The 23,686-nt window shown below is 61.4% G+C and carries 19 protein-coding genes and 1 riboswitch; of the genes, 10 read left to right on the plus strand and 9 right to left on the minus strand.

The window, feature by feature from the left end:
• Positions 1-292: 292 nt before the first annotated feature.
• The 4 genes from J5Y06_RS08395 to J5Y06_RS08410 all read left to right on the plus strand — a co-directional run bounded on the left by J5Y06_RS08395 (position 293) and on the right by J5Y06_RS08410 (position 6,406).
• Positions 293-3,181 (plus strand): MHYT domain-containing protein, encoded by a 2,889-nt coding sequence (locus J5Y06_RS08395; RefSeq protein ID WP_209334689.1) that lies wholly within the window; start codon positions 293-295, stop codon positions 3,179-3,181.
• A 54-nt stretch (positions 3,182-3,235) separates the two neighbouring features.
• Positions 3,236-3,426, plus strand: a riboswitch (cobalamin riboswitch).
• A 144-nt stretch (positions 3,427-3,570) separates the two neighbouring features.
• Entirely contained in the window at positions 3,571-4,590 is a 1,020-nt protein-coding gene (locus tag J5Y06_RS08400; RefSeq protein WP_245247704.1) for an ABC transporter substrate-binding protein, read from the plus strand.
• Positions 4,587-5,645, plus strand: a complete 1,059-nt coding sequence (locus tag J5Y06_RS08405; RefSeq protein ID WP_209334691.1) for a FecCD family ABC transporter permease — start codon at positions 4,587-4,589, stop codon at positions 5,643-5,645. The genes J5Y06_RS08400 and J5Y06_RS08405 overlap by 4 nt, the downstream gene beginning before the upstream one ends.
• A complete protein-coding gene (locus J5Y06_RS08410; protein WP_209334692.1) occupies positions 5,642-6,406 on the plus strand; it encodes an ABC transporter ATP-binding protein in 765 nt (254 codons plus the stop codon). Before J5Y06_RS08405 ends, J5Y06_RS08410 begins: the two co-directional genes overlap by 4 nt.
• A 75-nt stretch (positions 6,407-6,481) precedes the next feature.
• Here the strand turns inward: J5Y06_RS08410 and J5Y06_RS08415 are convergent, their stop codons facing one another.
• From J5Y06_RS08415 to J5Y06_RS08435, 5 genes are all read right to left on the minus strand, one after another.
• Positions 6,482-7,213, minus strand: a complete 732-nt coding sequence (locus tag J5Y06_RS08415; protein ID WP_209334693.1) for a hypothetical protein — start codon at positions 7,211-7,213, stop codon at positions 6,482-6,484.
• Positions 7,214-7,335: 122 nt separating this feature from the next.
• Positions 7,336-8,406, minus strand: coding sequence for an AI-2E family transporter (locus tag J5Y06_RS08420; protein ID WP_342453393.1), 1,071 nt, complete (start codon positions 8,404-8,406; stop codon positions 7,336-7,338).
• Positions 8,407-8,697: 291 nt separating this feature from the next.
• Complete coding sequence (locus tag J5Y06_RS08425) at positions 8,698-9,939, minus strand: sensor domain-containing diguanylate cyclase (protein WP_209334695.1); 1,242 nt, start codon at positions 9,937-9,939, stop codon at positions 8,698-8,700.
• A 213-nt stretch (positions 9,940-10,152) separates the two neighbouring features.
• Positions 10,153-12,180 carry a hybrid sensor histidine kinase/response regulator gene (locus J5Y06_RS08430; protein ID WP_209334696.1) on the minus strand — a complete coding sequence of 676 codons (2,028 nt, stop codon included), beginning with the start codon at positions 12,178-12,180 and terminating at the stop codon, positions 10,153-10,155.
• Between the two features lie 3 nt (positions 12,181-12,183).
• A complete protein-coding gene (locus tag J5Y06_RS08435) occupies positions 12,184-13,689 on the minus strand; it encodes an ATPase domain-containing protein (RefSeq protein ID WP_209334697.1) in 1,506 nt (501 codons plus the stop codon).
• Between the two features lie 350 nt (positions 13,690-14,039).
• Here J5Y06_RS08435 and J5Y06_RS08440 point away from each other — a divergent pair, with 350 nt between their 5' ends.
• The 3 genes from J5Y06_RS08440 to J5Y06_RS08450 all read left to right on the plus strand — a co-directional run bounded on the left by J5Y06_RS08440 (position 14,040) and on the right by J5Y06_RS08450 (position 15,732).
• On the plus strand, positions 14,040-14,468 hold the full coding sequence (locus J5Y06_RS08440; RefSeq protein WP_209334698.1) for an EF-hand domain-containing protein: 429 nt from the start codon (positions 14,040-14,042) through the stop codon (positions 14,466-14,468).
• A 75-nt stretch (positions 14,469-14,543) separates the two neighbouring features.
• Positions 14,544-14,987: a hypothetical protein gene (locus tag J5Y06_RS08445; RefSeq protein ID WP_209334699.1), complete on the plus strand. Its 444-nt coding sequence runs from the start codon at positions 14,544-14,546 to the stop codon at positions 14,985-14,987.
• 172 nt (positions 14,988-15,159) lie between these two features.
• Positions 15,160-15,732, plus strand: coding sequence for a DUF998 domain-containing protein (locus J5Y06_RS08450; RefSeq protein WP_342453406.1), 573 nt, complete (start codon positions 15,160-15,162; stop codon positions 15,730-15,732).
• Between the two features lie 156 nt (positions 15,733-15,888).
• Here the strand turns inward: J5Y06_RS08450 and cydB are convergent, their stop codons facing one another.
• The 3 genes from cydB to J5Y06_RS08465 all read right to left on the minus strand — a co-directional run bounded on the left by cydB (position 15,889) and on the right by J5Y06_RS08465 (position 19,255).
• Entirely contained in the window at positions 15,889-16,920 is a 1,032-nt protein-coding gene (gene cydB / locus J5Y06_RS08455; RefSeq protein ID WP_209334701.1) for a cytochrome d ubiquinol oxidase subunit II, read from the minus strand.
• Positions 16,921-16,922: 2 nt separating this feature from the next.
• The gene (locus tag J5Y06_RS08460) at positions 16,923-18,371 is read right to left on the minus strand and encodes a cytochrome ubiquinol oxidase subunit I (protein WP_209334702.1); all 1,449 of its coding nucleotides are present in this window, start codon (positions 18,369-18,371) and stop codon (positions 16,923-16,925) included.
• 158 nt (positions 18,372-18,529) lie between these two features.
• Positions 18,530-19,255, minus strand: a complete 726-nt coding sequence (locus J5Y06_RS08465) for a phosphatase PAP2 family protein (RefSeq protein WP_209334703.1) — start codon at positions 19,253-19,255, stop codon at positions 18,530-18,532.
• A gap of 142 nt (positions 19,256-19,397) precedes the next feature.
• Between J5Y06_RS08465 and J5Y06_RS08470 the strand changes: the two genes are divergently transcribed.
• Positions 19,398-20,279, plus strand: coding sequence for a DMT family transporter (locus J5Y06_RS08470; RefSeq protein WP_209334704.1), 882 nt, complete (start codon positions 19,398-19,400; stop codon positions 20,277-20,279).
• A gap of 64 nt (positions 20,280-20,343) precedes the next feature.
• Here J5Y06_RS08470 and J5Y06_RS08475 read toward each other — a convergent pair whose 3' ends face one another.
• A complete protein-coding gene (locus J5Y06_RS08475) occupies positions 20,344-22,470 on the minus strand; it encodes a TonB-dependent siderophore receptor (protein WP_209334705.1) in 2,127 nt (708 codons plus the stop codon).
• A 20-nt stretch (positions 22,471-22,490) separates the two neighbouring features.
• Here J5Y06_RS08475 and J5Y06_RS08480 point away from each other — a divergent pair, with 20 nt between their 5' ends.
• Entirely contained in the window at positions 22,491-22,649 is a 159-nt protein-coding gene (locus J5Y06_RS08480; RefSeq protein WP_209334706.1) for a hypothetical protein, read from the plus strand.
• A 36-nt stretch (positions 22,650-22,685) separates the two neighbouring features.
• Complete coding sequence (locus J5Y06_RS08485; protein ID WP_209334707.1) at positions 22,686-23,684, plus strand: iron-siderophore ABC transporter substrate-binding protein; 999 nt, start codon at positions 22,686-22,688, stop codon at positions 23,682-23,684.
• The last annotated feature ends 2 nt before the right edge of the window (positions 23,685-23,686 follow it).

A 23,686-nucleotide genomic window follows, 5' to 3' on the forward strand; every position in this document is an offset into this window, starting at 1 on the left:
GTTTGACTATGCCGACCTGCAGCGTGTCGGCGGCGGGACCGTCTGCTTTAGCTGGCTCCGGTGCGGCATTCCGCACGACATTGCAGATACCCTACCCGGGGAAACGATTGGCACCAAAGGAGCCAGCCGGACGCTGGTGACGATTTTCCGCCTTGGGCAGCATTTGACATCTGGCGCTTTCACGCTCCAGAACAAGTTGGCTGGTCAGGCGCTTCGCGTGCTCACGCAGCGCATATGCCTGCGAGTTCCGGTTTCTCGAAAATCTAGAAAGTAGCTCGTTTCCACAATGATCATGACCGGCAGTCACGACAGTGTTCTCGTGTTCCTGTCGATCTTTATCGCGGTCTTCGCGTCGTACACCGCTCTAAGTCTTGCAAGCCGCGCTCGTGCGTCCGGCGGTCGGATGCGTCTTGCCTGGCTGGCAACTGCTTCCCTCGCGATGGGAGGTGGCATCTGGTCGATGCACTTCGTGGCCATGCTCGCCTTCAGCATGCCCGACATGGCCATGGCTTATGATCCGGGCCTGACGCTGCTGTCGCTGGGGCTGGCGCTTTCCTTCACCGGAGCCGGGTTCGCGCTCATGAACTGGCGTGGCAGCTCTCTAGGCACGGTGGCCGGCGCAGGGCTCCTGATCGGTTTCGGCGTCGTGACAATGCACTACGTGGGCATGGCAGCCATGAGTATGGATGCCACCTTGAGCTACGAGCCGGTCTGGCTTGGGATTTCCGTTTTCATAGCGGTCGGGGCGGCAACCGCTGCCGTATGGTTGGCGGCGCTGGATCATCGAACCAGCCACCGCATCGCTGCGGCGGCGGTGATGGGCTCCGCCATCGCTGGAATGCACTACGCTGGAATGCGGGCGGCCATTTTTACCCGTGCCTCGTCCCATCACACAGCGGATGGACTTGCGAGCCTTTCACAAACCTATCTGGCGATCGCAATCAGCGGGCTCACTGCGCTTATCCTGCTGCTTGCCTTGGGCGCCGCTCGCGTGGAACGTTCGTTTGCCGCTTATGCAAAGCGGGAAGCACGGATTGCCTTGCGCCTGGATGTGGCGGACGTGCTGCGTCAGCGGGAAACCAAGGAGGCTCTCAACCAGATCGCGTCGCTACTGGGGAAACATTTCGCCGTTTCTCGCGTCGGTTACGGACAGCACTGTTCCGCCGAAAACAGTCTGGATTTCGAGGTGTGCTGGACCGACGGATCCGTTCCCCCGTTGCTCGGACGCTTTCCCGCGACCGTCTTTGGATCCGTTTTTGCGCAAGCGCTCGCGGGCGCCGGCACGATCGTTGCTCAAGAACCCGCAGGAATGAACCTGCGCGAGGCCGTTCCGCCTCTGCAGAAGGGTGGCACCACCGAAATCCGATCGGTCGTAGCCGTTCCGTTTGACCGGCCGGACGGATCGCGGACCATCATCTATCTGAGCGATACTGCGCCGCGAACCTGGCACCAGGAGGAAATTCGCTTCCTGGAAGAGATCGCCGAACGGATCCGGCTCGTCATCGAGCGCGCGCTGGTCGAGGAGCAATTGCGGGAACTCAACGCCACGCTCGAAGCCCGGGTGGAGGCGCGAACCGTTGCCTTGCGGCAAGCCGAAGAAGCACGGCGTGCGGCGGATGCGTTGTACCGCGCCTATTTCGAGAGCTCGCCCGATCCTTTGTTCGTGATCGGGGTTGCACCCGACGGCGGCTTCGTTGTGGAGGAAATCAACCCCGCCCACGAACAGGGCGTCGGCTTCAAGCTCGAGGAAGTCCGCGGGAAGCGGATTGACAGCCTCTTGCCCGCAGCAGACGCCGAGCGGATCCTGGACACCTATTGTCGCGCGGTCCAAACGCGAGAAGTCTATCACTTCCGCGACACGTTCGAGACCTCGGGTGAGCCGCAGCACTGGGACACCACTTTGGTTCCGTTGTGCAACGACAAGGGCGAAGTCACACGCCTGTTTGGCTCGAGCCGAAATGTCACCCGTCAGGTCGTGGCAGAAGAAGCGCTTCGCCAATCCCAGAAGATGGAAGCAATTGGGCAACTGACAGGCGGGGTCGCTCACGATTTCAACAATCTGCTTACGCCGATCATCGGAGCGCTGGACAGGCTCACGAGAAAAGGCGTGGGCGACGAGCGGGACCAGCGTTTGATCAAGGGGGCAGCTCAGGCTGCGGAACGATCCAAGATCCTCGTGCAGCGGTTGCTGTCTTTTGCGCGTCGGCAGCCGCTTCAACCGGTTCCGGTCAACCTGGGCCGTCTGGTCACGGAAATGGCAGGGCTGATTTCCAGCACGAGCGGGCCCCAGATCCGTGTCCTCATGGACGCTCCGGACGATCTCCCTCCCGCGGTGGCAGATCCCAACCAGCTCGAAATGGCGCTTCTCAACCTTTGTGTGAACGCGCGCGACGCAATGCCCGACGGGGGCACATTGCGCGTTTCTGTGTCGGCGCAGACCGTTGCCTTTGAAACGGCAGACCAACTGCAGCCGGGCTCCTATCTCTGCGTTTCGGTGGCCGACAGCGGCGTTGGAATGGATGAAGCGACGCGCAGGCGCGCAGTGGAGCCCTTCTTCACCACGAAAGGCGTCGGTCAGGGCACAGGGCTGGGGCTATCGATGGCTCATGGACTTGCGGCACAACTTGGCGGCGTTCTCAGGATCCACAGCGAGCAGGGCCGCGGTACGACCATCGAAATCTGGCTCCCCCAAAGCGCTGCAGCCGAAGAGCTTGCGCCGACGGAGGGCCATGGTGCAGTCCTCAAGAAGAGGGAAGCGGTCGCTCTTCTGGTTGACGACGAGGATCTCGCACGGGCATCAACGGCCGATATGCTGCAGGACCTGGGGTTTGAGGTTCACGAAGCAGTGTCGGCGGAGGACGCGCTGTCGCGCCTAAACAGCGGTCTTCAACCCCGCTTCCTGGTGACGGATCACCTCATGCCCGGCATGTCCGGGACCGAGCTTGCTCGAACGGTGCGGGTCACGCATCCGGATCTCCGGATCCTGATCATATCGGGCTACGCGCAAGGAACCGGTCTCGACCTGAACTTTCCTCGACTGATCAAGCCGTTTTCGCGCATGGAACTGGCAGCGAAACTGTCCGAAGTGGACGGACAGAGCGCTTCCGCTAAAGAGGATCAGGACGGCCCGGTTGAAGCGTCGATACCTCCCGATGCGCTGCCCTTGGCTTCGGCTGGTTAGACCGATCAAGGTTTTAGGGGTTGCCTTGGCTACTTGCCTCCGTGGGTCGTACCCGCTACGGGGAGGGCTGTCGGTTTCCGCAAGGAAATAACAGGGAATTCGCCACGGGCTTGCCCGTGAACCGAAACTGCCCCCGCAACTGTAGGCGGTGAGTTCGTTCTGATCATGCCACTGGGTTCGCCCGGGAAGGCCGGAACGAGCGTCGATCCGTCAGTCAGGAGACCTACCGACAACTGAACTGAAAACGCCGGGCGGGGTTGTCCGGGGAGGTTGTCGATGAAGCCACACGTCAAGTGCAGCTGGAGGGGCGTTAGAAGCGTTCCGTATTTCTCATTGTCGCCTGTCCAGAACAAGCCGAGCCGGTGAACAACCGATCGGGGATGGATCGAATGACGACGACCACACGCCTGGCCCTTGCGGCCGCCGCCTTCGCGCTGCTGGCACCAGCAGCGCAGGCCGAACCAACCAAATACCCTCTCACGCTGCAGAACTGCGGCGAAACGCTGATCTTCGACAAGGCGCCTGCTTCAGCCGTCACCGTAGGCCAGGCGGCGACGGAGATTCTTTATTCGCTCGGCCTTGGCGAGAAGGTGAAAGGCACGTCCGTTTGGTTCACGAGCGTCAAGCCAGAGTTCAAGGCGATCAACGAAAGGGTCGAACGCCTCGCGGATAACGATCCAAGCTTCGAAAGCGTCGTCAACAAGCGTCCAGAACTGGTGGCCATCCAGTTTCTTTGGCACATCGGGCCGGAAGGCATCGTCGGCACGCGCGCTCAGTTCCACGAAATGGGCATCCCGACCTATGCCCTGCCGGCCGATTGCGTCGAAAAGGACAATACGGTTGGTCGTGACGGGACGCGCAGCGCCTTGTTTTCGACGGCCACCATCCATCAGGGCGTGCGTGAACTGGCGGAAATCTTTGACGTCAAGGACAAGGGGGACGCGTTGGTTGCCGACCTCCAAAAGCGCGAAGCAGCGGCAATTGAACGAGCCAAGGCAGCCAAGCGTGAGGACACGTCCGCGGTGTTCTGGTTCTCCAGCGCCGAAATGAACATCGATCCGTATGTGGCCGGTCGGAAGGGCGGACCCGCCTACATGATGGACAAGCTCGGCATCAAGAACGTGGTCGAATCCGATGAGGAATGGCCGGTTGTCGGCTGGGAAACCATCGCCAAGGCAAACCCGACCTTTATCGTGGTTGCCCGTATGGAACGTCGCCGCTACCCGGCCGATGATGTCGAAATGAAGCTCCAGTTCCTGAAGAACGATCCGGTGGCAAGCCAGATGGATGCGGTCAAGAACAACCGGATCGTGGTCATGGACGGTCATGCCATGGATGCCACGATGCGCACAATCGATGGCATCGAGGTCCTGGCGGAGGCGCTCGAGAAGGCTGGCTCGGCCAAGTGACGGTCGTGGCGGTTCATCGCCCGAACGTTTACGCCTCCCGACTCGGTCGGGGGGCTCTTGGCTTCGTTGTCCTGCTGGCAGCTGTTGTTGCGGGCACCTGCATCGGCGAAACGCCCATCCCGCTGACCACGGTGGCGCAGGTGCTTGCCAACAAGCTGTTGGGCGCCGGCTACCCGCTTGATCCGATCGACACGGGCATCATCTGGAACTACCGCTTGCCGCGCGCCATTGTTGCCGCCTGCTGCGGCACGGGACTGGCGATATCCGGGGTGGTGTTGCAGTCGCTGCTCCGCAATGCGCTTGCCGACCCTTACCTTCTCGGCATCTCCGCCGGAGCTTCCACCGGAGCCGTGACGGTGACGATCGCCGGTCTCGGCGCCGGAGCGGTGTCCATGTCTCTCGGGGCCTTTATCGGCGCCTTGCTCGCCTTTCTTCTGGTTGCCGGACTGGCGAAAGCGGCGGGAGGCGGCGTGTCCCTGCAGGGCACTGGCCAGATTGTGCTGGCGGGTATCGCCGGCTCGCAGCTCTTCAATGCCCTGACGTCCTTTATCATCACCAAATCGGCTAATGCCGAGCAGGCCCGCGGCATCATGTTCTGGCTCCTGGGGAATCTGAGCGGTGCCCGTTGGCCGGATGTATGGCTTGCCGTGCCCATAGCGCTGCTCGGACTGCTTGCCACCATCTGGTATGCGCGCGCACTGGATGCTTTTGCTTTCGGGGCGGACCAGGCGGCAGCGCTGGGAATTCCAGTGCGCACCACGCAGGTCGTCCTGATCGGGGTGACGGCCCTGGTGACCGCAGTCATGGTCAGCATCGTCGGTTCGATCGGCTTCGTCGGGCTGGTGATCCCCCATGCCGCGCGCTTTCTTGTTGGCGTACGGCACGGCCGCCTTGGACCGGCCACGGCCATCATCGGCGCTGTGTTTCTGATTGCGGCCGATGTGTTGTCGCGAACCATCATCCCCGGGCAGGTGTTGCCGATCGGCGTCATCACCGCGCTGGTAGGAGCGCCCATCTTCGCCTTGATTCTGCTTCGCGGGCGACGGACCCGATGATCCTTCGCACGAAAGACCTCGGCTGGAGCGTGCGCGGCAAGGCAATCGTGTCGGGTGTCGATCTTGCCATCAACGAGGGCGAAACGCTGGGGCTGATCGGCCCGAACGGGTCCGGCAAATCAACCCTCCTGAAGCTGCTTGGGGGCATCCGTCAGCCGACGAGGGGCGCGGTCAGCCTGCAGGGCCGCGACATCGCTTCCATGCCGCGCCGCAAGGTCGCGCAGATCATCGCCTTTCTCGAACAACAGGCCGAAACAACCGAAGCAATCACGGTGCGGGATGCGGTGGAACTCGGCCGCACGCCCTGGCTGGGTCCGTTGCAGCCTTGGTCCCCCGAGGATGATCGCATTGTTGCCGACGCCCTTCGCGACACGGACATGACGGGCTTCGAAAAGCGGCAATGGGCAACCTTGTCGGGGGGCGAACGCCAGCGCGCGCATCTTGCGCGCTCGCTGGCACAACGGCCCGAAATCCTGCTGCTCGACGAGCCAACCAACCACCTCGACATCCAGCATCAGCTGTCCATCCTGCAGCTTGTTTCAAGCCTTCCGGTGACGGCGGTGATCGCCCTGCACGACCTCAACCAGGCGCTTTCTTGCGATCGGGTCGGCGTCATGGCGGGCGGGCGCCTCGTCGCGTTGGGTAAACCGGAAGATGTCTTGTCGGTGGAAAGGGTCACGGCTGTGTTCGGCGTCCGTGCCAGCATCATCACGGATCCAGCTGACGGCACGCGGCTTTTCCGCTTCCATTCCCCTTCCTGAACCCCGCAACCGAGATCCAGGATCGAAATGCTGTGTTCCGAGGGGGGATCCTGAACCTAGCCCGAGCCGCAGCCGTCAGATCAAGAGAAGCACGGCTGCATAGCCGCCGAGCCCCAGCGCGAACGGCAGAAAGCGGCTTTGCCGCTCTTTGGGCAGTTCTTCCTTGAGGACGTTGAGGACCACGCCACCGGCCAGAAAGGCGAAAAGGAAGCCGATCACCAGCTCCGAAATTTCGGTGGCCGCCCCGAGCGCCCAGCCGGCAACGACGCTTAAGGCCAGGATCCAGCGTCCGAACCTGTCGTAGCGCGTCTTATGGTCTTCGCGCAGGCCATAATCGTTGGTAACGAAATGCAGCGCCATCGCGACGAAGAAGATAACCAGTGGCCAAAGCCCAGGCTCTTCGCGATGCACCAGCAGATAGCCGATCAAGCCATTGTAGAGGCCGAAAGAGCCGATATGGAGCCAGAAGATGTCGGCTTCCACGGCATCTTCGCCCCCCTCGCTGCGCGAACGTCCGCGAGAGATCTTGGCAGCGCGCTCCAGCCCGTAAAAGGCGGCCAGTCCAACCAGAGAAACAAGGTAAACCCAGGATTCGGCGGTCCCTTCGCCGACGCCAAGCTGTTCCGCGAAGGTTTCCTGGTGCTTGCTCAGCTCCGGAAGGATGTGCAGGAAGACGTAAGCGACGGCGACCCCGCCCGCTGCCGAAAGCCAGCGGCTCCGGGGTACCACATCCAGAAAATGCAATTTGCGGATGAACAGGTGAATGGCGGCGAGAGCGCACGCAAAAAGCAAGGGCAGATAGATCATGCCTGCGTAACCCCGAGCGCGCACACCTGTTCCAGGTTCCGTCCGCGACTGCGGAATGCTCTCAGACGGCAAGGGCAGAACACGCACGCCCGGAAGCGGACGCGTTGGCTGGCGCAATCCGTCTAGGTCGCTTGTTCTGCGTCCTCTTGTCCGGGCACATCCGTGTCTTCGTGCAAGGTGTCTCGCAACCAGACCTTCTTCACGACCACGAAGAGCACCACACAAAGGGGAGTGGCAAAAAGAACGCCGAGCGTGCCGAACAGGATGCCGAAGGCGACGATCGCAAAGATCGTCAAGGCCGGGGGCAGATCCACTGCCCGTTTCTGAATAAGGGGCGTGATGAGATTGCCCTCGACCTGCTGGATGGCAATGTACAGGCCGGCGACCCACATGGCCGTGGAAGGTCCCTCGGCCAAGCCGATCGCTATGGCTGGGGCGGCGCTGAGGATTGGACCGATGAACGGAACGAACTCCAAGAGCCCGGCCGCCAGTCCTAATGTCAGGGCGGACGGGATGCCGAGGAGCCACAAACCGAGGCCCGTCAGGAACCCGACCAACACCATGGCCGCGAGTTGGCCAACCAACCACAGCTTCAGCGCCCCGCCGACAGCACTTACTGTCTCGGAGGCTTGCTCACGCGGCTTGGCCGGGAACAGCTTGAGGACGCCGTTTCGGTACAGCGCTGGTGAGATCGCGAGATAAACGCCCGCTGTCAGCACCAGCAGCGTGTTGCCCAGAATGCCGGCCAAGGAGGAGGAGTAGCCAGCCAGGTCCGCCACGATGCTGCTGTCGGCAATCACGTCTCGAACCTTGTTCATGACCCAACTCTGGGCATTTTCCACGCCAAGCCGGTCGCCGATCCTGTCGATCAGGCCGGGCAAACGTCCGGCGAGGTCCTCGATCTGGGCTTGCACTTGATTGCCGAGGAGAAAGGCGAAGCCGCCGACGAGCAGAAGGACGACCAGACCTGCGACGGCCAACGCTCCTTTGTCGCCGAGCGGTGTTTTCTCTTCGATCAGTCCTGAAAGAGCCCGAAGGAGCACGGCAAACAGAACTGCACCGAAGATCAGAAGCAGGAGGTTCGAAAGCTGCCACAAGAGCAGGCAGCCAATCACGATCGCTGTGCCGATCAGGAGGAGGTGAATGGAAGATCGCGGGGCCTCCGTCGGCAGCGTTTGCCGCTCCTCGGTCACGGCTTTGAACTCGCCAGGAAAGATCCTGAAGAGGGCGCGCCGCGGCGATCGTACTCCGTGTTTCGCCGCCCTTGACGGCAACTGCCGGCGAACTCTGTCACCATTCGGCTCCTGTTTACCCAGAGGAAGGTTTGCGCTTGCCACGGCGGCGGCAGCGCCTCGCATTGAAGATCTCTTATAGGCCTTGGATCAAGACATACAGGTAAAGACGTTGGTTCTGTCGCGGCTGTCGCGGGTCTTCGTCGCTTTGCCCGCCAGTCCGCTACCTCCGCTGGAGCCGCCCCGCGCGCCCTAGACGAAGTCGACCTCGATATGCTTGTCGGCTCTCGACGTGACCTTGCACTCGCGGTCGCTCCCCTGGGAGCCGATCGTCAAGGTGAACCGGTCCGGGACATCATGGGAGTTCCAGACATCGATGCCGGCGCCGTCCTCACCCAACATGCGGATGGTGCAGTCGATCGTCGAGTGGCGATTGTTGAAAACGATGCGCCCCGCTTTCAGGACACGCCTTCTTTCTGTTTGAGCACCCTGCCAAACCACCGTGCGATTCCGTCCGGCCCGCTTGGCGCCGTACATGGCTTCGTCGGCATGAGCCAACAGCAAATCGAAGTCCCCGGAAAAGGGATCGAGCGACGCAACGCCGACGCTCGCGGTTGCCCGTATGGCAACATTGCCCAACTCAACCCGAACGCCCTGGACGGCCCGGCGCAGTTTTTCAGCGGCCTCAAGGGCGCCTCGCCGGTCCGTCGAGGGCAGGAGAGCTGCAAATTCCTCGCCGCCGAGGCGGCCGATCAGGTCGGTTGTTCGCAGCGCCCGGCTGCTGGCGGTGGCAACCGCCTTCAAGACCGCGTCGCCCGCGGCATGACCATGCGTGTCGTTGATCTGCTTGAAGTGGTCGATGTCGATTGCCAGGCATGACAGCGCCTGTTTGTGGCGCGTCGCCAGCTTCGCGGCGCTCAGCGCCCGTTCCTTGAAGGCGCGGCGCGAAAGAAGGTCCGTCAGGGCATCGGTGCCTGCCACCTGCCGCAGCTCAATTTCGCGCATGGTGATAGCCGCGAGGTCCTGGAGCGCTGCGAGGTCTTCCTCTGAGAATTCGCGCGGCGCGAAATCGATGGCGCAGAGCGTGCCGACAACCTCGCCTGATCCGACCTTCAGGGGAATACCTGCATAAAAGCGGATGCCGGATGGCCCGGTGACATGCGGATTGTCCGCAACACGAGGGTCCAGCCGCGCGTCCGGAATCACGAGCGGCTCGCCGCTCGCAACGGGATAGCGGCAGAACGTATCCTTGCGCTCGGCTTCGCCCGCTTCCAGCCCGATGCATGCCTTGTGCCATTGCCGATGCGCATCCATCAAGGAAATGAGCGCAACCGGAACCTTGAATGTGTAGCGGATCAGCCGCGCTATTCGGTCAAAAGCTTCCTCGCGGGGCGTATCAAGAAGATCGAGCTCGTCCAGCGCCGACAAACGGAGATCTTCGTTGAGCCGAGTGTCAACGCCGTTGAAACGGTGATCTGGTTGCAGGTCCTGCATCGTTTGCCTCCTTTGCCAAACAACAGGGACACGCTCTCGCTGGTGCCGAGCTGTGCTCACAACATAAGAGTCTGCTCACCAGAACCTTAAGCGACAGTAAGTGCGCCGTCCCGCTCGCGGGAAACAAACAATGCTCGTGCCGTCATGCCTCAGCTGGGCTTGGGCGACCGTTCTCGGAGTCGATGAAAAGGCAGGGTTCCGCCGGAAGGCGGGTTATCGACGGATCAGTCTTTCTATCTCCCGTTGCAGGTCCGCTTGCTGATACGGTTTCGAAAGCCGGGGCAGATCGAGGGAATAGCCGGGAGGCAACTCGGCATACCCGGTCGCAAGCAGGATGCGCAGGTCTGGAACGATCTGCAGGGCTGCCTCGGCAAGTTGCGCGCCGTTCATCTTCGGCATGGAGAAGTCGGTCATCAAGACATCGATCCGACGGCCGCTCTTGATGATCTCCAGGGCTTGAGCAGCGGAATTCGCTTCAATGACCTCGTGCCCAAGATCTTCCAGCATATCAACCGTGCTCATGGCGATAAGCGGATCGTCGTCCACCGTCAGAATGGTAGCCAGAAGGGGCTGATCTGGCCCTGGGTCGACAAGCTCGGCAGGGCGGATCGACGCTTCTTGTCCAGCTGAGGCGGGCAACCAGAGCTCGGCCGTTGTCCCACGCCCCGGCGTGCTGGTGAGACGCAGCATCCCACTCAACTGCTGGGCCAGACCATGCACCATCGAAAGCCCCAGACCGGTGCCCTTGCCCAGTTCCTTCGTGGAATAGAACGGCTCCGTCGCCTTCTTCAGCGTATCCAGGTCCATTCCCTGGCCTGTGTCGGTCACCGTCAGCCGGACATACTCGCCTGCAGGCAGTTCACCTTCTTCCGCGACAATGGCGCTTTCAACAGAAATGGTAAGCACGCCGCCTTCCGGCATGGCGTCTCGCGAGTTGACGACGAGGTTCAGGAGGGCAAGCTCCACTTGGTTAGGGTCGATCAGGGCAAGCGGTACTTCGTCGCTGAGGCGCAACTGCCATTCGATGTTTGCGCCGGTAGACTTGTCGATCAGGTCTGTCATCTGGCGCACGAGTTCGGACACGTTGACCGGTTCCACCGAAAGCTCCTGCCGACGCGCGAAGGCCAGCAGCCGCTGCGTCAGCGCCGCGCCGCGTTTGGCTCCTTGCATGGCGCCATCAATCAGCCGCTGGATCTTCGGCTCTTCGGGCAGGTTCTTGCGCAAAAGATCGAGGTTGCCCAAGACAGCCATGAGCAGGTTGTTGAAGTCGTGCGCGACGCCGCCAGTCAGCTGGCCGATCATTTCGACCTTCTGGGACTGCCGCAGCAGGCTTTCGGCTTTTTCGCGCTGCGTGATCTCGGAAAGCACCGTGCGGTGTGCGGCTTCCAGCTCTGCGGTTCGCTCAACCACGCGCGCTTCCAACGTTTCATTCAAGCGCTGGATGTCCGTTTCTGCCTTCCGGCGGGCCGTCACATCCGCAGAGACCCCGACCATCTGAGCGCCGGGATCGCCATGGTTGAGCACGCGTGCCTGGATGGCCGCCCAATGCTCGCTGCCGTCACGCCAGATCGTGCGATACTCGATCAGGTAATCGATGCCACGCCTCAGGCTTTCTTCCACGGCAGCACGCATGCGTGGAAGGTCCTGCGGATGAATCCTGGCAAGGAGATCGGCATAAGCGAATGGCTCGTCGGGTGCGTAGCCAAAGATCGCCTTGCATGTCGCCGTGGTGGTCAAGGTCATTGAAGCGAGGTCGAGCTCCCACGCGCCAAGCCGGCCCGCCGAAAGCGCGGTGTTGAGGCGATTTCGGCTTTCGTGCAACTCCTCCATGCGGGCGCGGGCCTCATATTGCCGGTCGCGCCCTTTCTTGGCGGTGCGCGCCAGGCTGGTGAAGGAGGTTGGATGGAAGGGGCGCTCCAGAAACGAAACGTTTCGCAGCACCTCGGACAATTTTGTGGCCGATCGGGTCCGTTCCGGAAGGGCGCCGCTCGCAGTGAGAACGATGAACTGGAAGTCCGACCAGGGCGCCTGTTCGGCCATCGCACTTCGAAGGTGGTCGAGGTCTTCTCCGCGCAGCGATTCTTCTGTGATCACCGCAAAGCAGGCATCATCGGTCAGCCGCTCAACCAGGTCGCGATAGCTGGCACAGACAATCGAACCAATGCCTGCTGCTGAAAGCAGCCGCGACGCAACCTCGGCATCTCGGCCCCGAGGGGCCAGGATCAGGGCCTCACCAGCCATGAGCTAGGCACCAGGAGTGGCGATTGCATCGTTCATGATGGCCGGCCGTTCACCCACAAAAACAGGAACGCCGCGCAAGATGCCCTGAAACTCCGTCAGCGGCTGGCCAAGCGTCAAGCCGCTGCCGCCAATCCGATATTCCCGGATCGTGTCCTCGTGTCCGCCCGTGCGCTTCTTGATGATGGATACCGCGCGGCGGACCTTGCCGAGCGCTTCGAAATAGCGGAGCAGGATCACCGTATCCGCCAGATAGGTGATGTCCACGGGAGCCTTCATGTCCCCCATCAAACCGTGCTGGGCAACGGTCAGGAACGTCGTGGCGCCCTGGCGATTGAGATATTGAAGCAGCTCGTGGATATGCAGGATGAGGGCATTTTCCTCGGGCATCGCCGCCTGGTAGCCGTTGAGGCTGTCGATCACCACCGTCTTGGCAAGTTTCTCGTTGACCACCCTCCTCACGCGATGGGCAAATTCGCCCGGCGAAAGCTCCGCTGCATCGACCTGCTCGAGGTGAAGCAGGCCCTGATCGCGCCATGCGGCGAAATCAAACCCCATGGCTTTGCATCGACTAAGGAGGAGGCCGATTTCCTCATCGAAGATGAACATGGCCGCTCGCTCGCCGCGCGCGATGGCAGCGGCCACGAACTGGAAGGAGAAGGTGCTCTTGCCAGTCCCGGCGGGGCCGAGCACGAGCGCGCTTGATCCTTGCTCGATGCCGCCGCCCAGCAGCTGGTCGAGTTCGTCGATGCCGCTCGTCATCTGGCCGCGTGTGAACCTTGTGCGGTGCTCCGCGGCCACCAAGCGGGGGAAAACCTGGACCCCGCCCTTGCGGATGATGAAGTCGTGGTAGCCGCCGCGGAAAGCCTGTCCGCGATATTTCATGACGCGCACGCGCCGCCGCTCAGCGCCATATTCCGGCGCGACTTCTTCCAGCTTCACCACACCATGCGCCACGCTGTGCACGGTCTTGTCCAATGTGTCGGAGGTGAGATCGTCGAGAAGCAGGACGGTTGCGCCCTGGCGAGCAAAATAGTGTTTCAGTGACAGGATCTGCCGGCGGTAGCGCAGGGAGCTTTGCGCCAGAAGCCGGATCTCCGAAAGACTGTCCAAGACCACCCGAACCGGCTTCACACGCTCCACGGCGTCGAAGATCTGCTTCACGGTTTCACCGAGTTCCAGGTCCGACGCGTAGAGCAGGCTCTGCTCGTTGTCATGATCAAGGACGTTCTCCGGCGGGATCAACTCGCAGACCTCGATATTGCCATCGAGTTCCCAGCCATGCGACGCCGCCCCGGACCGCAGCTCCTTTTCTGTTTCCGACAAGGTGATGTAAAGGCCGCGTTCTCCTGATTCAGCGCCCGCCAGTAGGAAGCGGAGCGCCACCGTGGTCTTCCCGGTGCCCGGACTGCCTTCGAAAAGGTAGACGTGCCCTCTCGCCAAACCGCCGACGAGAATGTCGTCGAGCCCCTGAATCCCTGTTTGAGCACTGTTGGAAAGTTCAACGTCCAAGAAACTTGCTCCAGAACAAGGAGGAGGGGCAGCGAAGCGCGAAACCGCCCGCAAGGTGAAGCAAGCAGTATCAAGTCGCTGCCGGGTCGTGAAGGGCCATATAGGCTGACCAGCTGCCCGCAGTAGGGTCACCTCAAGAGCAGAAACAGCGACAACTTCGCCATCCTGATTGCAGCCGTCGGCCAAGGTGAGTTGCCCATCAAGCCTGTTTCGACTCGATAGCGCCTCGGGAAGAGTTACAGAAATGTAACGAACTTTTTCGGAACGACATCTTCCGTGTGTTGTTAGCCCTGTATCAGTCACTTGGCTGATGAGAACGAGAAACGAAACGCTTCAAGGAAGGCAGAACCATGAATAACATCTGGAAAATCGCCGCCGTACCAGCCGTTGCATTCTCGCTGATGGCTACTCCAGCACTAGCCGCCGAGCCATACGACGGCTGGGACAGCAACTCCGACAGCCAGTTGGACATGAATGAATATCGCACTGGCTTGGACAAGGCCGGCGTCTTCGACAAGTGGGATGCTGACAAGAATGGCACCCTGTCTGAAACCGAGTTCAACGAGAACATCGGCGACAACACTACTGCGTTCAATGAGCGCTTTGGCGAGAACGCCTACGCCGATTGGGACGCCGACGACAACAACGAGCTGTCCGAGGATGAATTCTACGAGAACAGCTACGCCGCCTATGACGCCGACTCCGACAAGGTCATCGAAGAGCCTGAGCTGGGCGACCTCGGCGACGACATGGGCGATGGCGGTTTCTGGGACGTCTAAGTCCATCGCATCCCCAAAACTTGGACACGCGTCGACGAATGAGTTGGCGGTGTCCCAAAACAAAGGATTAAATCTATGAAAAAGCTACTTCTCGCAGCGACCGTGGTCGCGTTCGGTGTTTCGCCAGTGATGGCACAGTCGGGCAACACCACAACCGACTCATCCGGCGGCGCAGCCGCCAGCAGCACCACTTCGACAACTGGCGGCGCGAGCACGTCTACGTCCACTTCGGGCGGATCCTCGGGTCTATCGAGTGAGCAGATGGTCGCTTCCCAGGGCAACGTCCTGAAAGCACTGCAACAGGCCGGTTACACCGAAGCCAAGGTGATGGACGCCGCATACATGGTCCAGGCCAAGACACCGAATGGTGAACTGGTTCTCATGATGATCGACACCAGCGGACGTGTAATGGGCGCCCAGGCTGCACCAACGGGCAACGCGACTTCGGGCTCCTCTTCGTCGGGCTCGTCCACTTCGGGTTCCTCGACGGACTCGTCGAATTCGGGCTCAGCCAACTAAGCACCGAAAGTTCCCGGACGTTTGATCCGGCGACAAAGTTTGAGGGTCGGCACCTGTCGACCCTCAAACTTTATTCTCTCTGCTGCCAAGCGACAGGCAGAGCGCTAAGATGTGAAGGAGGGTCAAAGTGGGGCTTCCAAGACTTTGTGGCACGCTCGGACTGGCGGGGGCTGTGTTCCCGATAGTCGCAGACGTTCTGAGCTGGTTTATAGCCGATAGCTACAGTCCGCTGAGCCAGACGATCAGTGATCTGGCTGTAGGAGACGCAAGCTGGCTGATGGACCTAGGCCTCTTGGTACTGGCGCTGGCCTGCCTGCTCATCGGCGTGGGTCTTTTATCCCTCCGAACGAAAACTCGGAATCTGCGGATCGCTGGCATAGCCACAATCGCGATAGGCGCCGAAGTAGCTCTGATCGCCATGGTGCATCAGTACGCCGGAACAGAAAACACGGGTGCCGATTTCCATTCGTGGGCAAACTATCTCCTGTACGCGTCGTTTGCAACTGCGGCACTGGCCGGCGCTTCCGGCCTGCGCACCCTGGATTCCTCTGTTGCCGGTTACAGCCGTGTCATTGGTTGGATCTGGGTAGTCGCGGCGCCCGTCTACTACTTCTGGTTTCCGAGTGGCTGGGCTGGATTCTTGGAACGAGCATTGGCGGCTCTGCTGCTCGCGTGGCTGATCATGGTTGCTGCTGAGCTGCGAAAGACCGACCGAGGCTCGCGAGTTGTGCCCGCTCGGGCATGAGCGGCTTTCACGTGATCCAAACGCGAATGGCAAAAGCCACAACGGCAACGGCCGCGACGCTCGCAAGCCACAGGAGGACGAACCAAGAAAGACGGCGCAGGAGAGAAGGGGCCTGCCGCTCGGCGCCTTGTTCCCTTTGTCCAGAAGGCGGACCCATCAGTGGTATCCGGTATCTGGATCGATCTTGCCTCGAAATACCCAGTAAGCGTAGCCGGTATAAGCCAGGATGATCGGGATCAGGATCCCCGCGCCGACGAGCATGAAAAGCTGCGCATTACGGGGCGCGGCAGCTTCCCATATGGTCACACCGACGGGCACGATATAGGGGAACATCGAGATTCCGAGGCCGATAAAGCACAGGGTGAACATGGCCAGAGCCAGCACGAATGGCCAGTAATCGTGCCGGTGCACGGTGAGCGCCCTGAACATCAGCGTGGCCAGCGCCAGAACTGAAAGCCCGACGAGCCCCGCAAGAAGGATGCCCCAGCCGCGAAACCATCGGCTGTAGTAACCCTCCTGAAGAAAGGGCGTCCACAGGCTCACGATGCCGATGAATCCCACGGTCGCGATGCCGAACAGCCAAGCTCGCCGGCGCATCCTTTCCTGCAGGTCCCCAGTCGTTTTCATCACCAGCCAGGTGGCGCCAAGCAGCATGTAACCGACCATCAGGGCGAGGCCCACGGTTAGCGAAAACGGCGTCAGCCAGTCCCACCAACCACCTGCATAGGCGCGCGCTGCCTTGTCGACCTCGATGCCCTGAAGGAGACCTCCGAGCGCGATGCCTTGTGCCAGCGCGGCCGTGCCCGACCCAAAGATGAAAGCGAAGTCCCAAACACCCCGCCACCGCTCCGTACGCCAACGGAACTCGAAGGCGACGCCGCGGAAGATAAGGGCCAGGAGCATGGCAATGATGGGCGCGTACAGCGCCGGCAGCACCAGCGAATAAGCAAGCGGAAAGGCAGCAAAGAGCCCGCCGCCACCCAGAACCAGCCAAGTTTCGTTGCCGTCCCAGACAGGCGCGACTGAGTTCATCATGACGTCCCTGTCGCCGCGATGGCGCTCGGCAGCAAAAAGCATGCCGAGCCCGAGATCGAAGCCATCGAGTATGACGTAGACCAGAACGGCAAAGGCAATCAGGAACGCCCAAACCACCGTGAGGTCGAACGAAACACCGTCAGCGAGTGGCATGTTCATGCTCCCCCTTTTCGGTCATCAGCCCGCCGCACCGCTTCTTCCGGAGCGGGAGTGATGCCAGCCGTGCGAATCGGCCCCGGCGCCACGTCCTGAAGGCGCGGTTCGTCAAAGACCGGTGGCCGCGACATCAGCCGCAGGATGTAATAGGTTCCCGCGCCAAAGACGGCGAAGTAGACCACCACAAACGCAACAAGCGAGGATCCAACGGCGGCCGCATCGAGTGGCGCTGCGCTGTCGACCGTGCGCAACAGACCGTAGACCGTGTAAGGCTGGCGTCCGACCTCGGTGGTGATCCAGCCGGCGAGAACGGCAACCAGACCGGATGGCGCCATAACCACGGCAGCACGGTGCAACCAGTGGGCGGAATAAAGGTTTCCGCGCACCCGGGCCCACAGTGACCAGAGCCCAAGGGCCAGCATCGCAAAGCCGATGGCCACCATGACGCGGAACGACCAGAACACGATGAAGGTGGGCGGCTGCTCATCGTCGGGAATGGTATCAAGGCCATCGAGCGGTGCGGCAAGGTCGTGCTTGAGGATCAGCGAACTGAGATTCGGGATCCCGATCGCGTAGTCCAGGCGCTGCGCCTCGTCATTGGGGATCCCGAAAAGGTAGAGCGGGGCGCCGTCGGGGTGGCTTTCGTAGTGCCCCTCCATCGCCATGACCTTGGCCGGCTGATGCTCAAGCGTGTTCAGACCATGGAGATCGCCAAGGAAAATTTGCACGGGCGCGACAACGACGGCCATCCACATGGCCATGGAAAACATCGTGCGCGTTGAGGCACTTGCCGGCTCTGACAGTCGCCGCCTGCGCAACAAATGACTGGCCCCGACGCCACCCACGATAAATGCCGTTGTCAGATACGCCGCCGTAACGGTGTGCATCAGGCGGTAAGGGAAAGAGGGATTGAAGATCACCTGCCAGAAGTCCGTCGGCAGGAACTGACCGGTTTCAAGGTCGATCTCGAAACCGGCGGGCGTGTGCATCCAGCTGTTCACCGACAGGATCCAGAAGGCCGACATCGCGGTGCCACCAGCAACCGCGATGCAAGCGATCATGTGCAGGGTCGGTCCGACGCGCTCGCGCCCGAAAAGCATGATCCCGAGAAAGCCCGCCTCGAGAAAAAAGGCTGACAGGACCTCGTAGGCCATCGGCGCACCGATCACGGGCCCCGCCTTGTCTGAAAACACGGACCAGTTCGTGCCGAACTGGTACGACATCACGATCCCCGACACGACGCCCATGGCGAAAGCGAGCGCGAAGATCTTCACCCAATAGCGAAACAGGTCGAGATACTGGTGGTCCCTGGTCCAAAGCCAGAGCCCGTTCAAAACAGCGAGGTAGCTCGCCAGCCCGATCGTGAAGGCCGGGAAAAGGAAGTGGAAGCTCACGGTGAACGCGAACTGGATGCGTGCCAGGAGAACCGCGTCGAAAGATCCAAGCATCTTGTCTTAAGTGTCCTCGCATCGTCGCCACGGTGGCGACAGTCTGTCAGTTTTCGTGAGCAAGGTCACGTCCAGACCTCAAGAGACCGCCTTGACTGCCAACACAAGGAGGTGGTTCGTCGGCAGGATCGGCAAACAGCTCGCGGCCTGCAACGGCGTCAATCCCGTCCGGCTTCGGCCTCCACATTGCCGCGCCGGGCAAGGAAACGGGCGCCCATCATGCACAGTGAGGCCCAAACCGCCCCTGCAAGCCACCCCGCCAGCACGTCGCTTGGCCAATGGACGCCAAGGTAAACACGGCTGACACCCACCGAAAGGGTCGTAAGCGTCGCAAGCAGAAGAACGAACACTTTCAAGCGCCGGTGCGGAAGGGTCCGAGCGACCAGAACGCCAAGCGTCAGGTAAACCACCGCAGCCATCATGGAATGGCCGGACGGAAAGCTGGCCGTATGAACAAAGGAGCCATGCGGCACGAGATCGGGCCTCGGGCGATCGAACAGCCCCTTCGCAAGGCTCGAGATGAGGAGCCCGCCGCCCACCGCCACCAGAAGATAGATGGCGGAAGACCTTTTGCCCTGAAGAAGAAAGAAGGTGGCCACTGCAAGCGTCGCGAGCGTCAGGATGGCGATGCCGCCGGCGGCGGTGAGGTCGCGAAAAACCTCCTCGACCCACGGCGGTCCGATCGGGTTGTCCAACTCACCTTGCGTCCTCATCAGGAGCAGAACATCACGGTCGAGATCATGCGTGGACCCCTGCACCACGGCTTCGGCAAGTTCGGCGAAGCCCCAGAACCCGGCAACCGTAATTGCCAGAACAAGAAGGGTTCCGAATTCCACATTGTGCCTGGCCCAACGGGCGGCGACGATCAGGGTGCTGGTCTTCATGGCACCCCGACATATGGCACGCCCAAAGCATTCGGCCACCCGGGTCGCCGTCGCACGGCGCAGATCGCCAGATGCGGTCCGGAGATCAGGACGACAGAAGGGGCATGATCTGTTAGGTCGACGCGACACAGCGGATATCGACATGCAGCCAACGGCGGATCTGAAGCAAACGCACACGGCGGCGGGCATGGCGATGATGTGCATCGGCGTTGCGTGCTTGACGGTCAACGATGCCCTGGCGAAGGCGCTGACGTCGACCTATTCGCCATTTCAGATCCTGTTCCTGCGCAACCTGATCGCGCTCCCTTTTGCGGTAGCAATTGCCGCAAGTCTGGGGGGAACGAGCGCATTGCGCTCGCATCGGCCTGTGGCGCATCTGCTGCGCGGCCTGCTCTGGATGGCCGCTGCCTTTCTGTTTGTTTCCGGATTGCGCTACCTGGGGCTCGCGGAAGCCACCGCCCTCGTGTTCGTGGCGCCGCTGTTTATCACGGCGCTTTCCGCTCTGTTTCTCGGTGAACAGGTCGGTTGGAAGCGATGGCTTGCGGTTCTGGTCGGCTTTGCCGGTGTGTTGATCGCGGTGCGCCCCGGCGGCGACACGTTCCAGGTCGCGTCGTTGCTGCCGCTCGCAACGGCACTCTTCTACGCGCTTCTGATGGTATCCGCCCGCTGGGTGGACAGGCGCGAAAGCGTTTGGACGCTGCTGCTTTACCTGACGGGCGCGGGTGCGCTGTTGAGTTCCCTTGTGGTGCCCTTTGTTTGGGTGCCCGTTCAATGGGACCATCTGGGCCTTTTTGCAGCCATCGCCCTCTTCGGAACGGCGGGAATGACCTTGATGACCCAGGCCTTCCGCTTGGCGCCGGCCGTGGTGGTGGCGCCGCTCGACTACACCGCGCTGATCTGGGCCACCCTTCTAGGCTGGCTTGTTTGGAACGAATGGCCGGACGCGCCGGTGATCGTGGGGGCACTGGTAATCATCGGCAGCGGCGTTTTCACGATCTGGCGGGAAAACCGGCGGCGCCGGTAAGGAGCAATCCTCCGCCAGCGCCGGAAGCTGCCGGCGGAGGATCCGTATGGGCTCTCGAGTGTGCCTACCAGGTGTGGCGCAGCGTGGCCGAAACCGTGCGGCCCGGATTGTAGAAGTCCGCGCCGAAACCGCCGTACGCCACATGTTTCTCATCAAACAGGTTGGTGGCGTTGATCTGCAGCGATGTGTTTTCCACGATTTCGTAGTTCAGCGCTGCATCCACCACGACATGATCTCCGGTGCCGATCGTGTTGGCCGCATCGAAGAAATAGGTTCCGACATAGCGTGCGCCGCCGCCAATCGTCAGGTCTCCGCGCCAGCCTTCGCCGGGCAGGGTCCAGTCGAGCCACAACGAAGCCACATGCGCCGGCGTCTGCTGCGGCTGGTTGCCTTCATTGCCGCCGGTGCCGTTTTCGATGATCTCGGCGTCCAGGTAGGTATAAGCCGCCGTCATGCTGAAGTTCATCGGCAGTTCCGCCTTGGCTTCCAGATCCAGACCGCGCACGCGCACTTCACCGATTGGCGAAGGCAGCAGCGTGATCGGATCCGTCACCGTGACGTTGGTCTTGCGCAGGTCGTAAACGGCGGCCGAGAACAGTGCCGGGAAGGCGAGGGGCTCGTACTTGACGCCGAGCTCGTATTGCTCGCCGCGCTCCACCTCGTTGGTCAAGGCGGAAGCAGGAACGGCCGACTCGGCATAGCTCGCATAAGCAGCCACTTCCGGCGTGATCTTGTAGGTCAGCCCGAAGCGCTTGGTGAACTCGCTTTCCTCCGCCCGGCTGAGCGCGCCGGTCAGCTGGTTCGTCTGGTCAATGTCGATCCAGTCGTTGCGCAGGCTGACGCTCGCGATGAGCTTGTCGAAAAAGGTGAGATCCTGCTGCGCGTAGAGGCCTGTGGTGTTGAGATCCTGCTTGCTTGCGGCAAACAGCGGAACGGCGGTCGGTGCGCCGCTATAAACGGGATTGGTCCAGTCGATGCCGGGCGCCGCACCGAACCCCGTCTTGGAGTCGGACACCTGATCGTTGTGCATAATGCCAACCAAGGTCTGGCTGTCGATGTCGCCGAAGCTGGTGTCGTATTGGAGGCGCGCGTCGCCGATGAGCTGGCGCGCTTGCACGTCGCTGGTGAAGAAGGAGCGGTTGGCAACGGTGGAACCGTCTGTCGGCGTGGACGCGATGTAGGCGTAGCCGAAGTCGGTATGCGTATCGCTGTAGCGTCCGTCGGCGGCGAATGACAGGCCGTTGCCGAAATCATGATCGAATTTGGCGGTCAGCGTGTTGCGCTCGGCGCCTCGGTAATTGAAGTCGGGTTCCCCGAAGAACGTGCTCCGCTCGAAGTCGATGCCGTTCGGATAGCCGCCGCTTCCGGGCACGCCATCCTTGTTGAGGTGATCGAACACCAGCGTCAGGTTGGTTTGGTCTGTTGGGCGCCAGGTCAGGCCGCCCATGATGAATTGCGCATCGTCCCGCGAGAAATCATACTCGTTGTCGGCATCCTTGAGCTTGCCGGTGAGACGATAGGACAGCGTGCCATCTTCGATGATGTCATCGCCAAAGTCGAAGCCCACTTCCTTGCGGTCAAAGGAGCCGCCGGTCACATAAGCCTCGCCCCAGCGGCCACGCTTCGGCGTTTTGGTGATGAAGTTGACTGCGCCGCCCGGATCCGAGACGCCGAACGTTGTGGATGCGCCGCCCTTCAGGACTTCAACGCGCTCATAGGCATAGGAGTCTTCGCGCAACGAGCCGAAGGCGCGGCCGAGGGTCAGGCCGTCGCGGTATTGAAAGGCATCGAAGCCGCGGATCTTGTAGTAGTCAAAACGTTCGTCGGCACCGTAGAAATCGGTGACCACGCCGGGCGTATAGGCGATGATCTCTTCCACCGTTTGCGCGTTGCGCTTCTCGATTTCCTTTGCGGTGATCACCGAAACCGAAGCAGGCGTTTCGAGCAGGGGACGCGCAATCTTGCCGCCGCTGGAGGCCTTCGTGGCAACAATGGTGTTGGCGTCATCATCCCCAGTGCCACCGCCGGCACCGCCGCTTTGCACCACAACCTCTTCCAGCACGACTGCGGCGCCTTCCTGAGCCAGGAGTTCCGCCGGGGTCAACGCGATAAGCGCCGTACATCCGAGAAGAAGTGCGCGTCGGCGGGCTGCATTGGCTTGCTTTGCTTTGCGGATCGGGTGGGTGGTCATGCTGAAATTCCGGAACGTTGATGATTGCTAAGCTGGCGTATCCGCTGGCGATGTGCGCTGCACCTAACTTGAGCATCATTATCAAGTATTGTAAATTCCTCTTCTACGGACCTGCGGAAATTTCCCCGGCTGCAGCAGCGCTGTTCGGCAAGCTTGTTGACGGCTGTGCGAAAAGATGACTAGGGATCTCCACTTCAAAAGGAGGCTCAGCCCTCATGCTTCGGTTCTTCCGTTCTCTGCCCATTCTCGTAGTCGCAGTGGTCTTCTTCGCGGCGGCAAATGCAGCGCGCGCGCAGGACGACACCGAATTTCCTCTTGTGATCCAGCACGCGCTGGGCACCACCACCATCAAGAAAAAGCCGCGTCGCGTTGCGACGGTCGCTTGGGCAAACCATGAGGTGCCGCTGGCCCTCGGGGTGGTTCCGGTGGGCTTTGCGGCAGCCAATTTTGGGGACGATGATGGCGACGGCGTTTTGCCCTGGGTGGCCGGCAAGCTGAACGAGCTAGGCGCGCAGACGCCTGTTCTGTTCGACGAAGGCGATGGCATCGATTTCGAAGCGGTTGCCGCCACGGAGCCGGACGTGATCCTGGCTGCCTATTCCGGGCTGAGCCAGGCTGACTACGACACGCTGAGCCAGATCGCGCCGGTGGTTGCGTATCCCACCACGCCCTGGTCCACCGACTGGAAGGAAATGATCCGCCTGAACAGCAGCGCCCTAGGGATGAAGAAGGAAGGCGAGGCGCTGATTGCGGGGATCGAGGGCAACATTGCAGCAGCCGTGGCCAGGCACCCGACGCTCAAGGGCAAGACCGCGATGTTTGTCACGCATCTGGACCCGTTCGACCTGAGCGTGGTCAACTTCTACACCACCAATGATACCCGTGTGCGCTTCTTCGCCGACCTCGGATTAGAGGCGCCCAAGAGCGTGCTGGATGCGTCAAGCAGCGGTGTTTATGCCGGATCCATCAGCGCCGAACATGTTGATGCTTTCGATGATGTGGACGTCCTTGTCACCTACGGCAACGCGGACCTCCTCGCGGCCATGGCGGCAAATCCGCTTCTGGGACGCATGCCGGCCGTGAAGAACAATGCGATCGTCACGCTTGGACGAGATCCCCTGGGCACGGCCGCCAATCCCACGCCCTTGTCGATCTCCTGGGTGTTGGAAGACTACGTGTCGCTCTTGGCGGGCGCTGCCGAGAAGTCGGAATAACC

This window comes from Tianweitania sediminis, from assembly GCF_017813335.1.
In the GTDB taxonomy this organism is placed as follows: Bacteria; Pseudomonadota; Alphaproteobacteria; order Rhizobiales; family Rhizobiaceae; genus Tianweitania; species Tianweitania sediminis.